Origin of the sequence: Hydrogenophaga taeniospiralis, from assembly GCF_020510445.1 — a bacterium.
In the GTDB taxonomy this organism is placed as follows: Bacteria; Pseudomonadota; Gammaproteobacteria; order Burkholderiales; family Burkholderiaceae_C; genus Hydrogenophaga.
In genome coordinates this window covers 1,940,995-1,956,130 of sequence record NZ_JAHBAG010000001.1, presented here as the reverse complement: position 1 = coordinate 1,956,130, position 15,136 = coordinate 1,940,995, and the positions used below count along the sequence as shown (strand labels likewise).

Here is a 15,136-nt window from a genome sequence, read left to right as displayed (position 1 = left end):
AGTCCAGCGGTGGATTGTGGCATCCCCGACAATCGCCCCCATGCCCGTCGCCCCCATGGCCCCACCCGCCCCGCCCCCGCTGCCCAGCCACCTGCTGATCCCGTTTGCCAGCGCCAGCGCGCCGGACTGCCAGGCCACGCTCAAAGGCCTGCGCCTGCCCCAGCTGGAGGCCCTGCTGGGCGAACTGGTGCCGGCGGCCCTGGACGCGGGCGACGACCACAGCCTGAGCCTGCCGCACGAGCGCGCGCTGGCGCGGGCGCTGGGCCTGACGCAGGCCGACGGCAGCCCCTGCGAAGACGGCCTGATTCCCTGGGCCGCCGCGCACAGCGCGCAGCCCGCGACGCCGCAGGCCTGGCTCAGCCCCTGCCACTTCCAGGTCGGCATGGAGCGGGTCAGCCTGCTGCCGCTGGAGCAACTGGTGCTGGACGAGCCGGAGTCGCGCGCCCTGTTCGACGCCCTGGCGCCCTTCTGTGCCGAAGACGGCGTGACCCTGCGTTTTGACTCGGCCACGCGCTGGCACGCCAGCGGCGAGCCTCTGCGAGACATCGCCTGCGCCAGCCTGGACCGCGTGAGCGGCCGCCAGGTGGATGCGTGGATGGCCGAGAGCCCGCGCAACCCGGGCGGCGCCCAGGTGCTCAAGCGCCTGCAAAGCGAGGCACAGATGCTGTTCTATACCCACCCGGTGCACGACGCGCGCACGGCCCGTGGCCTGTTTCCGGTGAACGGCCTGTGGCTCAGCGGCGCGGGCGCGGTGGCATCCCCCACCCCCCTGCAGCCGCCACCCACCCTGCCGGACACGCTGCGCCAGGCCGCGCTGCGCGCCGACTGGGCCGCCTGGGCGCAGGCCTGGGCCGAACTCGACGCCACACACATCCCCGCCCTGCTGGAGCGCGCGCGGCGCGGCGAAGCGGTCACACTCACGCTGTGCGGCGAGCGCAGTGCGCAAACCAGGGTCAGCGCCCCTCGCGGCGGCGCAGCCCGCCTTGGCCGCCTGTTCAAAAACCTGCTGGGCACACCCCCGGCCTGGAAAGCCCTCGAACCCCTATGAAGATCATCACCCGCGATGTCCCGCCCCGCGCCGCCTGGGCGCTGGAACAGGCCGGCCTGCACCCCCTGCTGGCCCGCCTCTTTGCCGCCCGCGGCATCACCGCCAAGGAACAGCTGGACGACGCGCTCTCGCTGCTGCTGCCCCCGTCCACCATGAAAGGCGCAGCGGATGCCGCCCGCGCCCTGGCCGACGCCATGGCCGCCAACCAGGCCATCTGCATCGTGGCCGACTACGATTGCGACGGCGCCACCGCCTGCGCCGTGGGCCTGCGTGGCCTGCGCCTGCTGGGCGCGCCGATGGGCCATGACCGCGTCAGCTACCTGGTGCCCGACCGCGTGACCGACGGCTACGGCCTCACGCCCGCGATCGCCAAACGCGTGAAGGCGCAGGGCGCCGACGTGCTGGTGACGGTGGACAACGGCATCGCCAGCATCGACGGCGTGCGCGCCGCACGCGAGCTGGGCCTGCAGGTGATCGTGACCGACCACCACCTCCCCGCGCTCAAGGGCGGCGAGGTGGTCGTCCCCACCGACTGCGTGATCGTGAACCCCAACCAGCCGGGCTGCGACTTCGAAAGCAAGTCGATCGCCGGCGTGGGTGTGATGTTCTACGTGCTGCTGGCGCTGCGCGCCGAATTGCGCGAACGGGGGGTGTTTGATGCGAAATCACAACCCAAGATCGACACGCTGTTGCCCCTGGTGGCCTTGGGCACCGTGGCCGACGTGGTCAAGCTCGACGCCAACAACCGCCGCCTCGTGGCCCAGGGCCTGAAGCGGGTGCGCGCCGGCGCTATGCCGCCGGGCATGACGGCGCTGTTCAACGTGGCGGCGCGCAAGCCCGAGGCGGCCACCAGCTTCGACTTCGGATTCGCCCTCGGCCCGCGCCTGAACGCCGCCGGCCGCCTGGCCGACATGACCCTGGGCATCGAATGCCTGACCACCGACGACGGCCTGCGTGCCGACGAACTCGCGCGCACGCTGGACGGCATCAACCGCGAGCGCAAAAACATCGAAGGCGAAATGCGCGACCAGGCACTGGCGCTGGCCGAAGAGATGTTCGACGAATCCGAAGAGCCCCCGCCCGCGCTGATCGTGTTCGACCCGGACTTCCACGAGGGCGTGGTCGGCATCGTGGCCTCGCGCCTGAAGGACAAGCTGCACCGCCCCACCTTCGTGTTCGCCACCAGTGGCGCCGAGGGCAAGGAAAACGAGCTCAAGGGCTCGGGCCGCTCCATCCCCGGTTTTCACCTGCGCGACGCGCTGGACCTGGTGGCCAAGCGCCACCCGGGCGTGTTGATGCGCTTCGGCGGCCACGCCATGGCCGCGGGCTGCACCATCGACGAAGAGCACCTGGACGTGTTCGAGGCCGCGCTGCAGCAGGTGGCCCACGAGTGGCTGGACGCGGCCACCCTGCAGCGCCGCATGGAGGCCGATGGCGTGCTGGACAAGCAGTACCGCCGCACCGACCTGGTGGACACGCTGCACAAGGAGGTGTGGGGCCAGGGTTTTGCGCCGCCGGTGTTCTGCGAGGAAGTGCAGATCGTGTCGCAGCGTCTTGTGGGCGAGAAGCACCTGGCGCTGAAGATGAAGCACCAGGGCGAGCCGGTGGACGGCATCTGGTTTGGCCACACCGAGCCTTTGCCCGAGCGGGTCAAGCTGGCGTTCCGGTTGGATGCGGATGAGTGGCAGGGTCAGCGGAGGGTGCGCTTCCTTATCGAAGCTGCTGAGGTCTGAGATTCTGTTTCGTTCTTGAACCTCGCACGCTGGCGAGACCATGGCGCTCTGCGCCGCTCATGTCCCCCGGCCCGGCTGCGCCGGCCCTCCTCCTTTACTTCGCTATGCAGAACGCCATGTTCCCGCCAGCAACAGCCGGGCGGGCACTCAAGCATTGAGCCGTCCGAGCACCAGGGAGGTCATCGGCAACCGGGGTGACCGATGCAGCGAAGTAAAGGAGGAGGGCCGGAACGGCCCGGGGGACATGAGCGGAATCGGTCGCCCCGGTTGCCGATGACCGGAGCAAGCCCATCAAAAAACCTCAAGTCATCAGCGCTTCACGAACCGCCGCCAGTTGCCGGCGGGAAACGGCCAGACGCTCGTCCACCCCATCGAGCCGCACCGTCCAGCCCTCGCCGTCCACCGGGTCGTTGTGCTTCTCCACCGCCCGCACCCGGCGCCGCGCCACCAGCGCATTGCGGTGCACCCGCACAAACAGATGCGCGTACTTCTGCTCCAGATCGCTCAGAGCGCCGTCGTAGATGTGTTCCTTCTCGGCCGTGCGCACGGTGATGTACTTCAGCTCGGCCTTGAGGTAGATCACGTCGGCCAGCGCCACGCGCTCGCTGCGCCCGCGCTCCTGGATGATGAGGCACTCGCCTGCGCCCGTGTCGTCGGCCGCGCCCGCCTCGCTGGCGGCGCGCAGGCGCTGCACCTTCTGAAGTGCCTGCTGCAGGCGCTCCAGCCGCACGGGCTTGGTCAGGTAGTCGGCGGCTTCGAGTTCAAAGGCATGCACCGCGTGTTCGGCGTGCGCCGTCACGAACACGACCATGGGCCGTACCGCCAATTCCCGCAACGTGGCCGCCAGCGCCATGCCGTCCACACCGGGCATGTGAATGTCGAGCAGCACCAGGTCGCAGGGCAGGCGCCGGATCTGCTCCATGGCCTGCACCGCATTGCTCGCCTCGCCCACCACCTCCGCGTGTGGATCGGTGCAGTCGCCCAGCAGCGTGCGCAGCCGCGAGCGGGCCAGCAGTTCGTCGTCAACGATGAGTACCTTCAGTGCCATGTCACGCTCCGTTGCTTGTGGCTTCAGAAACAGACCTTATACCGGTATTTCGAGTCGCACCTGAAACACCCCATCAACCAGTGCGCTCTGGAAACGCCCCTGCACGTCGTGCAACAGGTTCAGCCGCTGGCGCACATTGTCCAGCGCCAGACCATGGCCGGGCACGCCGCTGCCGGCCGGCACCGTGTTGGTCACCTTGATCACCACCACCGAACCGCGGCGCTTCGTGCTGATGCGCACCACCGCCCCCATGGGGCTGGGCTCCACGCCGTGCTTCACGGCATTTTCCACCAGCGGCTGCAGGATCAGGGGCGGCAGCTTCGCCCGCGAGGCGTTTTCGTCGATGCTCCACTCCACCCGCAGACGATCGCCGAACCGCACCTGCTCGATGGCCAGGTAGTGCCGGGCCAGTTCCAGTTCCTGCCCCAGCGGAACCGCCTCCTTGGCGTCGGCCAGCGCGTGGCGAAACAGCTCGCTCAGGTCTTCCAGCAGTCGCTCGGCCTTGGCCGGTTCGGCGCGCACCAGCGCGATCGCGCTGTTGAGCGTGTTGAAAAGAAAGTGCGGCCGGATGCGCGCCTGCAGCTCGGCCAGCTGCGCCGTGGTGCCGGCAGGGGTGCGCGCCTTGGCGCGCCACACCAGCCCGGCCACCAGCACCGCGGCCACCAGGGCCCCCGACGCGGCACTGCCCAGCCAGGGGGCGGGCTCCAGCAGGCCCATCCAGTTCAACAGACCACAACCGTAGAGTGCCGCCAGCGCGCCCAGCCCAACACCCACGGTCCATTGGAGCGGCATCGGCAGACACCAGAGCGGCCGCTTGAGCATGCACACCACCAGCAGCCACGCCAGCACGGCCGGCAGCGCCGCGCCGGTGAGCATGGCCATCTGCGACATCCAGCCCCACAGGGACTGGGACTCAAACAGCGAGGCCACCAGCACGATGGCCTGCACGAACAGCACCGCGCGCAGCACCACCCCGACCTGGCAGGTGTCGAACACCAGCTCATGGGCCTGGCCATGCTCGGGCATCTTGAGCAAGGGGCGCGTGCCCTTCGCCGGGGCCAGCTCCTGGAAGGTCGATAAAATTCGGGAATCTTTCATGGGTCGCACTATAGGCCGGCACGGGAACCACGGACAGGCGCACAGGCCGTCCTTCCTTCCCCAACCCCGGCGAGCAGCACCCGGCTCAAGCCCTTGAGCATCCTTGCCCGCGGCCTGTGCGCCGCCTTCTTCACCCACACGCCGCTGGCTCCACCATGTCCACCAACCAACTCGACAAGAAATCCCAAGCCTGGTCCGCCCTATTCTCGGAGCCCATGAGCGAGTTGGTCAAGCGCTACACCGCCAGCGTCTTCTTCGACAAACGCCTCTGGCTGGCCGACATCACCGGCAGTCTGGCCCACGCTGAAATGCTGGCCGCCCAGGGCATCATCGGCGCCGACGACCGCGCCGCCATCGAGCGCGGCATGGCGCAGATCCGCAGCGAGATCGAAGCCGGCACGTTTGAGTGGAAGCTCGATCTGGAAGACGTGCACCTGAACATCGAAGCGCGCCTGACCCAACTGGTGGGCGACGCCGGCAAGCGCCTGCACACCGGCCGCAGCCGCAATGACCAGGTCGCCACCGACGTGCGCCTGTGGCTGCGCGGCGAGATCGATTTGATTTCCGATCTGCTGAAAGAGCTGCAAACCGCGCTGGTGGACGTGGCCGAGAAGAACGTGGAAGTGATCCTGCCCGGCTTCACCCACCTGCAGGTGGCGCAGCCGGTGAGCTTCGCCCACCATCTGTTGGCCTATGTGGAAATGTTCGCCCGCGACGCCGAGCGCATGGCCGACGTGCGCCGCCGCACCAACCGCCTGCCGCTGGGCAGCGCCGCGCTGGCCGGCACCACCTACCCGCTGGACCGCGAACGCGTGGCCGTCACGCTGGGCATGGTCGATGACAAGGGCGTGGCCCAGGTCTGCCAGAACAGCCTGGACGGTGTGTCCGACCGCGACTTCGCGATCGAATTCACCGCCGCCGCCTCGTTGTGCATGGTGCACATCAGCCGCTTCAGCGAGGAGCTGATCTTGTGGATGAGCCAGAACTTCGGCTTCGTGAAGATCGCCGACCGCTTCACCACCGGCAGTTCCATCATGCCGCAGAAGAAGAACCCCGACGTGCCCGAGCTGGCCCGCGGCAAGACCGGCCGGGTGTTCGGGCACCTCATGGGTCTGCTCACGCTCATGAAGGGCCAGCCGCTGGCCTACAACAAGGACAACCAGGAAGACAAAGAGCCGCTGTTCGACACCGTGGACACGCTGAAAGACACGTTGCGCATCTTCTGCGAGATGGTGGGTGGCCAGCTCAACCCGGCCAACGGCCAGAAGGAAGGCGGCATCACCGTCAACGCCCAGGCCATGGAAGACGCGGCCAAGAAGGGCTACGCCACCGCCACCGACCTGGCCGACTACCTGGTGAAGAAGGGCCTGCCCTTCCGCGACGCGCACGAAACCGTGGCCCACGCCGTGAAGGCCGCCACCAGCCACGCCTGCGACCTGTCCGAGCTGCCGCTGGCTGTGCTGCAGGGCTTCAACGCGTCCATCGAAAAAGACGTGTACGAGTGCCTGAGCCTGCGTGGCAGCCTCAACGCCCGCAACACCCTGGGCGGCACCGCGCCGGCCCAGGTGTTGACGCAGATTGCGCGCCACCGCACCCGCCTGGCCTGAAGCCCGCCTCTGGCCGCCAGAGGGCCAGGCATCGGCCGACTCTTGGGCTCAAGATCACCGCTGGGACGCCGATAAAGGGGAAAAACAAGGTCCGCGTTCTGCGTGGCCACAACCCCGAATCGGAGGAGCCCCGTGTCTTCACTCTCTTTGTGGATCGCCGCCGCATTGGCCTTCGCCGTGGCCTCGTGGTGGTTCCTCCGCCCGGCAGGGCGTACCCCCACCACCGCCCAGACCACCCGGCCGCCCAGGGCAAGCACCGAACGCAGCGCAGCCACAACCGCCTCGCCCGCCCAGGCGCCCGCCGCCGCCCCACCCGAACAACCGTTGCCGCCCGAGCTGGCGAACTTCCGCTGGCGCGCCGAAACCGAGCTCGACGCCGAGCACCGCGCCACCATGATCGCCGCCGTGCGCGGCATCCCGCGCCCGCCGCGCTCCATGCAGCAACTGCTGTCGCCCGAATTCGTTGCCACGGCCGGCTCGGCCGAACTCAGCGATCTCGTGATGGGCGAGCCACTGATCGCCGCGCGGGTGATCTCCACCGTCAACGCGCCCTTCTACGGTCTGCACAGACCGGTGACCAACATCGGCCAGGCGGTCACCTTTCTGGGCATGAACTCGGTGCGCGGCATCTGCCTGCAATACATGCTGGCCGAGGCCTTCAAGCCCACGCTGGCGAACACGCAAAAGGCGTTTGACGTGATCTGGAAGGCCAGCGCCATCGCCAGCGAACTGGCCGTGCGCCTGGGCAAGGCCCTCAACCTGCCCGAGCAGGGCTCGCTCTCCACCCAGGTGGTGCTGAGCTTCGTCGGCCAGTTGGCGACCGCCTCGCTCATCCCGCCTTCGGAACTGGGCCGGTGGCTCGCCAGCGGCCGCCTGGAGCGCGCCCGGCTGGAGCAGGACCTGCTGGGGCTGAACGCCTGCGAGATCGGTGCCCTGCTGATGAAGACCTGGGAACTGCCCACCAGCCTCGTCGGCGAGGTCAGCGCCATGGGGCGGCAACTCGTCACCCCGTACCTGGCAACCGACCCCGCTCGCGCACCCCGGCTGGCGCTGGGTTACCTCTGCGCCCGCCTGGGCGAACGGCTGGCACTCGGCCAGATGCGCGGCCTGGAAGGCTACGAGCTGCGGCAGGACCAGGGCGCGGACACCCACCATCTGCGCGCCAGCCTCTCCCACCCGGCGCTCGCGCGGCTGGAGCAGGCCCTGGCATCGCCCGACGTGCAGGCCGCCGTGCTGCAGATGCTGGACGACCCGCGGGCCTGAGAACGGGCCGGCCCGCCGCCCGACAAGGCCGTTGTTACTGGGACGGTGCCCCGCTGTAAGCGTTGCTGCCCTGGCTGGGCTGCACGGCCCAGTAGATCAACACCAACCAACCGATCACCGGGATCAGGCCGATGAGCTGCCACCAACCGCTCTTGCCGATGTCGTGCAGACGGCGCGCGCCCACCGCGATCGACGGCAGCAGCGTGGCGAGCGAAAACAGGTTGTGCACCATCCCCATGCGGAGCATGCCCAGCACCACCCCCACAACGATCAGGAACAGCACCCACCACCAATACTCCGAGCGCGTCGCGCGCCCCTCGAACCCCACGTACTTGGTGAAACAGGTCTTGACGGCATCGACAAAGTTCATCTCATCCTCCAGAAGGTAGTTGGTGGCGGCATGATAGCCGGGGCCCGCTTGACCTCCATCAAGCCCCGTCGCCGCCACTGCGGCTACATTTCCGGACCATGGACACCACTGCAACCTCCACCGCCCCCCACACGCCCACGCCAGCCACGGCTGGGCTGGACTGGTCCCCCCAACTGCAGACGGGCGACGCCCGCATGGACGACACGCACGAAGAGTTCGTGGTCATGCTCAACGAGCTGCTGGCCACGCCGCACGACCAGCAACTGCCGCTGTACCGCACATTCGTGGCGCACACGGTGGAGCATTTCGCGCAGGAAGAGCGCTGGATGCTGGCCACCGGCTTCGCCGCCGACAACTGCCACGCCTCGCACCACGCCACCATCCTGGACACCCTGCGCGCCGTGGTCGAGCACTACGAGCAGGGCGACACGGAAATCATCTCGCGCCTGGCCGAGGCGCTGGTCGAGTGGTTTCCGCAGCACGCCGCCAGCATGGACGCCGGCCTGGCGCTGCACATGAAAGATGTGGGCTTCGACTCCCGCACCGAAACCCTGGCCGACCCGAGCAAGGTGCGGCCCGCCTCCATGAGCGGCTGCGGCAGCGTGAGCTGCAGCTGAACGGCCGAACGCCACGACCAAGCCACCCGCCGGGTGGCTTTTTTGTGGGCGCGCTGTGGCCGCTGGCTATAGTCGGGCCAGGGGCGTGGACGCGGGTCGTGCGGCTGATGCCCAGCGAAAGAAGCCCCCCATGAACATCCCCTCCGAAACCAGCCCGCCCGCCGACAGCCGCATCGCTCCCCGTCTGGAGGGTGCCGACTTCTTCGACGCCTGGGCCATCGACGCCGCCGACCCCCAGCGCAGCGCGCTCGGCCAGTTTCTCAAGGCCGCACAGGCCACGCCCGGCTGGGTCAACGCCTGCATGGCGCTGCGCAACCGCATCGTGCAGGTCTTCGGCATCAAGAACCTGGGTGCGCTCTCGCAGATCGACCCCGCCCGCCCCGACGCCGACTACCGCCCTGGCGACCGCGTGGGCATCTTCACCCTGATCGAAAACACGCCCGACGAGGTGCTGCTCGGTGACAACGACAAGCACCTGAGCGTGGTGATCTCCGTGCACCGCGCACCCGCCGCCAACGACCGGGCCCGTGTAACCGTCACCACTGTGGTCCACACCAAGAACGCGCTGGGCAGGCTGTACATGCTGCCGGTCACGCCCATGCACCGGTTGATCGTGCCCGCGACGTTGCGGGCGATTGGCTGAAGCACACCGGAATGCATCCCCTGCGTCTGACCGCACACCACCGGTGCGCGCGGCGCCGGCGCCGCACGGCCTGAACATCGGGCCCAAGGCACCCATTCGGTGCCTACCGCACCACCATGAAGTATCTGGCTTGTTTTTTGCTTGCGAATGGTGCGATTCGCCATGCAGACCCTGTTTTGGCGCTTTCAACGCACCAAAACAAGTTATTTCTGCACGGAGATTCACATGGACGCACTCAAACAGGGCGCTGATGCCCTGTTCATCCTGCTCGGCGGCATCATGGTCCTGGCCATGCACGCGGGTTTCGCCTTTCTGGAGCTGGGCACGGTTCGCAAGAAGAACCAGGTCAACGCCCTGGTCAAGATCCTGGTGGACTTTTCGGTCTCGACCATCGCCTACTTCGTCGTCGGCTACGGCGTGGCCTACGGCGCCTCGTTCTTCGTCGGCGCCGAGACGCTGGCCCAGAAAAACGGCTACGAGCTGGTGAAGTTCTTCTTCCTGCTCACCTTCGCGGCCGCCATCCCCGCCATCATCTCCGGCGGCATTGCCGAACGCGCCAAGTTCTGGCCACAACTGATCGCAACGGCCGTCATCGTCGGCCTGGTCTACCCCTTCTTCGAGGGCATCGCCTGGAACGGCCACTTCGGCGTGCAGGCCTGGATCGAGGCCACCACCGGCGCGGTCTTCCACGACTTCGCCGGCTCGGTGGTGGTGCACGCCGTGGGCGGCTGGATCGCGTTGCCCGCCGTCATCTTCCTGGGCGCGCGCGCCAACCGCTACCGCAAGGACGGCGGCATGTCGGCCCACCCGCCGTCGAGCATCCCCTTCCTCGCACTGGGCGCGTGGATTCTCTGCGTGGGCTGGTTCGGCTTCAACGTGATGAGCGCGCAGCGGCTGGAAAACATCTCGGGCCTGGTGGCGGTGAACTCGCTCATGGCCATGGTGGGCGGCACGCTGGCCGCGCTGCTGGCCGGCAAGAACGACCCCGGTTTCGTGCACAACGGCCCGCTGGCCGGCCTGGTGGCCGTGTGCGCGGGCTCCGACCTCATGCACCCACTGGGCGCGCTGGTGGTCGGCGCCGTGGCGGGCGCGCTCTTCGTGGGCATGTTCACGCTGACGCAGAACCGCTGGAAGATCGACGACGTGCTCGGCGTCTGGCCGCTGCATGGCCTGTGCGGCACCTGGGGCGGCATCGCCGCCGGCATCTTCGGCCAACAGGCGCTGGGCGGGCTGGGCGGCGTGAGCTTCGGCGCGCAAGTCATCGGCACCGGCCTGGGCGTGGTCTGGGCGCTGCTGGGCGGCGCGGTGGTCTATGGCACGCTCAAGGCGGTCATGGGCCTGCGGCTGAGCCAGGAAGAGGAATACGACGGCGCGGACCTGAGCATCCACCGCATCAGCGCCACGCCGGACCGGGAAGTGAGCTGGTGATCGCTTGTGGGGAAGGCGCGAGGTCGGCACGAGCGACCACGGGCACGGCGGGAGACATGACCATGGTGGGTCCTCAAAAGGAGCCCCCGCTGTCGAAAACAGGGCGGGTCGTTCGTCGTGGATCTTGAAGGCCCTCTTCAGATCCACCACACTGCACCCACCATGCCCTCTGAATCAACCCCCACCCCGACCCACACCGGCAGCTGCCATTGCGGCCGCATCGTATTTGAAGTCCACGGCGCAATCGACAGCGCGCTCGCCTGCAACTGCTCGATCTGCTCGCGCAAGGGCTCGCTGCTCTGGTTCGCGCCGCGCGCCAGCCTGGTCCTGAAAACGCCCGAGGACGCGGCCTCGACCTACCTGTTCAACAAACACGCGATCCGGCACCGCTTCTGCCCCGTCTGCGGCATCCACCCCTACGGCGAAGGCACCGACCCCAAGGGCAACGCCATCGCGGCGATCAACCTGCGCTGCATCGACGGCATCGACCTCGCGGCCATTCCTGTGCACCATTTCGACGGCAAGAGCCTCTGAGCCTGGGGGGCGCCAGCCTTCCGCCGCCCCGATCATCCCCGCAGACCGCCTGCCGTCGTCCTGGCCGGACCAAGCCGGGGGCAGACAGCCGACCCCATGAGCCATTCCTCGCCCACCCTGCCCGACGCTTCACCCGCTCCGCCCACGAAAGCCACCCCCCGCGAATGGTGGGGGCTGGCCGTGATCGCCCTGCCCTGTCTGGTCTACGCCATGGACCTGACGGTGCTCAACCTGGCCGTACCGGCGCTCAGCCGGGCGCTGGTACCCAGCGCCTCGCAACTGCTGTGGATCATCGACATCTACGGCTTTCTCGTCGCCGGTTTCCTGATCACCATGGGCACGCTGGGGGACCGCATCGGGCGCCGCCGCCTGCTGCTGATCGGCGCGGCCTTCTTCGCCGTGGCCTCGGTGCTGGCCGCGTTCGCGCGCACCCCCGCTGAGCTGATCGCGCTGCGCGCGCTGCTGGGCATTGCCGGCGCCACCCTGGCGCCGTCCACGCTCTCGTTGATCCGCAACATGTTCCACGACGACACGCAGCGCCAGTTCGCCATCGGCGTGTGGATCACCGCGTTTTCGGTCGGCAGCGCCATCGGCCCGTTGGTGGGCGGCTGGCTGCTGGAGCACTTCTGGTGGGGCTCGGTGTTCCTGCCCGCCGTGCCGGTGATGGCCCTGCTGCTGGTGCTCGGGCCGCGCCTGCTGCCCGAATACCGCGACGAACACGCCGGCCGCATCGACCCGGCCAGCGTGCTGCTCTCGCTGACCGCGGTGCTCAGCCTGATCTACGCCGTCAAGGCCATGGCCGAATACGGGCCGAGCCCGGGACGACTGGCCTTGCTGCTCGCCGGGCTGGCCATTGGCGTGGCGTTCGTGCGGCGCCAGAAGCGCATCGACTACCCGCTGCTCGAACTGCGGCTGTTCGCCATCCCCAGCTTCCGCACGGCCATCATGGCCTACGGCCTGTCGTGCCTGGCCATGTTCGGCATCTACATCTTCATTGCCCAACACCTGCAGATGGTGCTGGCGCTTTCGCCGCTGCAGGCCGGCTGGGCCACGGTGCCGTGGGCGGGCGGTTTCGTGTTCGGCTCCATGGTGCTGGCGCCCTGGCTGGCGCGGCGTTTCGGGCCCGGGCCGGTGATGGTGTGGTGCCTCGCTGCGGCGGCGGCCGGCATGCTGATGATGGTGTGGGCCGACGGCCCCTGGGCGTTGTGGGTGCTGGTGGCCGGCATGGTCGTGGTCAGCCTGGGCATGGCGCCGGTGTTCGCCATCGGCACCGAGCAGATCATCACCTCGGCGCCACCCGAACGCGCCGGCGCCGCCTCGGCCATCGCCGAAACCAGTTCGGAGTTCTGCGGCGCTTTGGGCATCGCGCTGTTTGGCAGCGCGGGCACGCTGATCTACCGCCAGCAGCTCACGCAGGCCAGCGGCCAGGGCCTGCCCCCGGAAGCGCTGGCCACCCTGGGCGGCGCCCTCGCGGTGGCCGAACGCCTGCCCGCCGAAGCGGCGCAAGCGCTGATATTCATGGCCCGCGCCGCCTTCACCGACGCACTGCAATTCACCGCGCTCACCGGCAGCGCGCTGATGCTGCTGGCCAGCGTGCTGGCGGCGCGCATGCTGAGACGGCGGTAGCGGGGGCGCTGGCATCCCGCCAGCGGGTTGAGCCGCTCCCTCCACACAGGAGCGAGCGGCCCAAGACAGGGTGCCTACACCTCCACAAACCCCTCCCCCCGAAACGCGCGTGCCGCGTTCCCGCGCTCCACGCCGTGGTGCTGCCGCCAGCGTTGGTTGCGGGCCGCGCTGGCGGCGTCATCCGCCTGGGCCGCCAGTTTGTGCGCCAGCAGGGCGCGGGCGAGGCGCTTGTTGGCGTGCTGGCTGCGCTCGGTCTGCACCTTCACGCTCAAACCGCTGGGGACGTGCGTGGCGCGCACGGCCGAATCGGTCTTGTTGACGTGCTGGCCGCCCGGGCCGCTGGCGCGCAGGGTTTCGAAACGCAGGTCCTTGTCTTCCAGCGCTTGCGCGCCGCCCATCGGTGCATCGGTCTCAAAGACCTCCACACCGATGAACCAGTTCTTGCGCTTGTGCCCCGGCCGGTACGGGCTCGGACACATCCACAGCACACTGCCGCGCCAGCGTTTGGCCAGCGCTTCGGCGGCGGCACCTTCCAGCGCCAGCAGCACCGAACGAAAGTTGCCCGGCACCTCGCTGGGCACCTGCTCCAGCAACTCGGCGCTGACGCCCGCACCCTCGCATTCGCGCAGCAGCTGCGCCAGCGCCTTGCGCACGGCCAGGCAGCATTCTTCAGGGCCCGTGTTGGCCGTCAATTGCAGCAAGATCATTCGCAGCACTCCCCACGTGTCTTGTAGGTCAGCACCGGCCTGGTCCGCGCCAGCAACTCGATCAGTCCCGAGCCCACCAGCACCTGCACCACACTGTCGATGCTTTTGTAGGCCTGTGGCGCTTCCTCGTAGATCAGCTGGCGGTCGTTGCAGATCACGCGGCTGCCCAGCGCGGTGCGCCCCATCTGCGTGGGCGTCATCAGCGTGAACAGGCGGTCCTTGCAGGCCGAACGAACCCACTTGCGCCCGGCGCCGTGCGCCAGCGACAACAAACTGTCGTGGCATTCGCGGATGGGGCGCACCAGGTAGCTGTGGTCCCCGCGCGAGCCGGGGATCAGCACCGACCCGGCGTCCGACGGTGTCGCGCCCTTGCGGTGCAGCCAGCCGGCCTGCCCGTCGATGACGGACGGCGCCACGAAGTTGTGGTGCACGTCCAGCACGCTGCGGCCCTCGGCCCGCACATTCGCCAGCAGCCGGTGCGCCACCAGCGTGCGGTTGCAGCGCGCATAGCGCATGGCCGCGTCGTGCTGCGCCAGATAGGCCGCGGCCTCGGGCGTGTCGGCCTCCAGACCGCGGTGGCCAAAGGCATCGACATGCTGGCGCAGGATGCGCTCGCCCAAGCCCCGCGAGCCGCTGTGCACCAACAGCAGCAGACGCTGCTTGTCGATGCCCAGCGCAGCGAGCGCTTCGGGCACATACACCGTGTCCACCTGCTGAAACTCCGCGAAGTGGTTGCCGCCGCCCAGGGTGCCCAACGAGGCCTCGTGGCCGTTGGCTTGCACACCGGCGTCCTGCATGGCCTGCGCCCGCGCGTCCCCGTCGTCCATCGGACCGTCGATGTTGCCCACGCGCTTCTCCAGCTTGTCCAGCCGGGTCGCGCTCGCCTGCAAGTCGGTCTGCCACAGCCCCATGCCGCAGCCGATGTCGTTGCCCACCAGGGCGGGGTAGAACCGCTGCGTCGAGAAAAACGCGGCCCCGACCGGGTAGCCGCGACCGGGGTGCAGATCGGGCATGCCAGCCACGCGCTGCATGCCCTCGAGTTGTGACGTGGTGATGAGCTGCGCGATGGCCGCGTCTTCCATCCACGTCGAGTCGGACACGAGCACGCAGGCGCGGTCCGACAGCTTCTTGACAAAATTGCCCATGAAAAATCCAGATTCAAAAAACGTTGAAACCGGACCGGGACAGACACGCGCGCACCACGACCACGCCGCCAACGCTTTCGCGTCAGACAGCGCCGTGGGGCGCGGAACAAAAAGTGGGGGAGGCTTAACCGACGGTTAAACCGAAAGCCCCGCCACCGCTGACCCAGCCCACAGGGAGGTCGTGTTTTTTTGCATGTTGCTCTCCTGTTGAGGGGGTTGATGGGTGGGGGTTGCTGCGCTCAGGTGATCGTTGAAGACCACGGCCCAAC

The 15,136-nt window shown here is 68.5% G+C and carries 14 protein-coding genes; 9 read left to right on the top strand and 5 right to left on the bottom strand.

Annotated elements, in window-relative coordinates; translation table 11 throughout:
• The first annotated feature begins 40 nt into the window (after positions 1-40).
• A complete protein-coding gene (locus tag KIH07_RS09390) occupies positions 41-1,048 on the top strand; it encodes a phosphoglycerate mutase (RefSeq protein ID WP_226491717.1) in 1,008 nt (335 codons plus the stop codon).
• Positions 1,045-2,781 carry a single-stranded-DNA-specific exonuclease RecJ gene (gene recJ / locus KIH07_RS09385; protein WP_226491716.1) on the top strand — a complete coding sequence of 579 codons (1,737 nt, stop codon included), beginning with the start codon at positions 1,045-1,047 and terminating at the stop codon, positions 2,779-2,781. Before KIH07_RS09390 ends, recJ begins: the two co-directional genes overlap by 4 nt.
• A 301-nt stretch (positions 2,782-3,082) precedes the next feature.
• Here the strand turns inward: recJ and KIH07_RS09380 are convergent, their stop codons facing one another.
• Positions 3,083-3,829, bottom strand: coding sequence for a LytR/AlgR family response regulator transcription factor (locus tag KIH07_RS09380; RefSeq protein WP_226491715.1), 747 nt, complete (start codon positions 3,827-3,829; stop codon positions 3,083-3,085).
• A gap of 36 nt (positions 3,830-3,865) precedes the next feature.
• Positions 3,866-4,927, bottom strand: coding sequence for a sensor histidine kinase (locus tag KIH07_RS09375; RefSeq protein WP_413465725.1), 1,062 nt, complete (start codon positions 4,925-4,927; stop codon positions 3,866-3,868).
• Positions 4,928-5,082: 155 nt separating this feature from the next.
• Here KIH07_RS09375 and argH point away from each other — a divergent pair, with 155 nt between their 5' ends.
• Complete coding sequence (argH, locus tag KIH07_RS09370; RefSeq protein WP_226491714.1) at positions 5,083-6,534, top strand: argininosuccinate lyase; 1,452 nt, start codon at positions 5,083-5,085, stop codon at positions 6,532-6,534.
• 132 nt (positions 6,535-6,666) lie between these two features.
• Entirely contained in the window at positions 6,667-7,797 is a 1,131-nt protein-coding gene (locus KIH07_RS09365) for an HDOD domain-containing protein (protein WP_226491713.1), read from the top strand.
• A 34-nt stretch (positions 7,798-7,831) separates the two neighbouring features.
• Here KIH07_RS09365 and KIH07_RS09360 read toward each other — a convergent pair whose 3' ends face one another.
• Complete coding sequence (locus tag KIH07_RS09360; RefSeq protein ID WP_226491712.1) at positions 7,832-8,167, bottom strand: DUF805 domain-containing protein; 336 nt, start codon at positions 8,165-8,167, stop codon at positions 7,832-7,834.
• Positions 8,168-8,265: 98 nt separating this feature from the next.
• On the opposite strand from KIH07_RS09360, the gene KIH07_RS09355 reads away from it, so the two are divergent.
• The 5 genes from KIH07_RS09355 to KIH07_RS09335 all read left to right on the top strand — a co-directional run bounded on the left by KIH07_RS09355 (position 8,266) and on the right by KIH07_RS09335 (position 13,015).
• Positions 8,266-8,784 carry a bacteriohemerythrin gene (locus tag KIH07_RS09355; RefSeq protein WP_226491711.1) on the top strand — a complete coding sequence of 173 codons (519 nt, stop codon included), beginning with the start codon at positions 8,266-8,268 and terminating at the stop codon, positions 8,782-8,784.
• Between the two features lie 130 nt (positions 8,785-8,914).
• Positions 8,915-9,427 carry a DUF2867 domain-containing protein gene (locus KIH07_RS09350; RefSeq protein ID WP_226491710.1) on the top strand — a complete coding sequence of 171 codons (513 nt, stop codon included), beginning with the start codon at positions 8,915-8,917 and terminating at the stop codon, positions 9,425-9,427.
• A 225-nt stretch (positions 9,428-9,652) separates the two neighbouring features.
• Complete coding sequence (locus KIH07_RS09345) at positions 9,653-10,855, top strand: ammonium transporter (RefSeq protein WP_226491709.1); 1,203 nt, start codon at positions 9,653-9,655, stop codon at positions 10,853-10,855.
• A gap of 162 nt (positions 10,856-11,017) precedes the next feature.
• The gene (locus tag KIH07_RS09340) at positions 11,018-11,389 is read left to right on the top strand and encodes a GFA family protein (protein WP_226491708.1); all 372 of its coding nucleotides are present in this window, start codon (positions 11,018-11,020) and stop codon (positions 11,387-11,389) included.
• Positions 11,390-11,485: 96 nt separating this feature from the next.
• Positions 11,486-13,015: an MFS transporter gene (locus tag KIH07_RS09335; RefSeq protein WP_226491707.1), complete on the top strand. Its 1,530-nt coding sequence runs from the start codon at positions 11,486-11,488 to the stop codon at positions 13,013-13,015.
• A 74-nt stretch (positions 13,016-13,089) separates the two neighbouring features.
• Here the strand turns inward: KIH07_RS09335 and prfH are convergent, their stop codons facing one another.
• Positions 13,090-13,722, bottom strand: a complete 633-nt coding sequence (gene prfH / locus KIH07_RS09330) for a peptide chain release factor H (protein WP_226491706.1) — start codon at positions 13,720-13,722, stop codon at positions 13,090-13,092.
• A complete protein-coding gene (locus KIH07_RS09325) occupies positions 13,719-14,867 on the bottom strand; it encodes an RNA ligase RtcB family protein (RefSeq protein WP_226491705.1) in 1,149 nt (382 codons plus the stop codon). The genes prfH and KIH07_RS09325 overlap by 4 nt, the downstream gene beginning before the upstream one ends.
• Positions 14,868-15,136 lie beyond the last annotated feature (269 nt).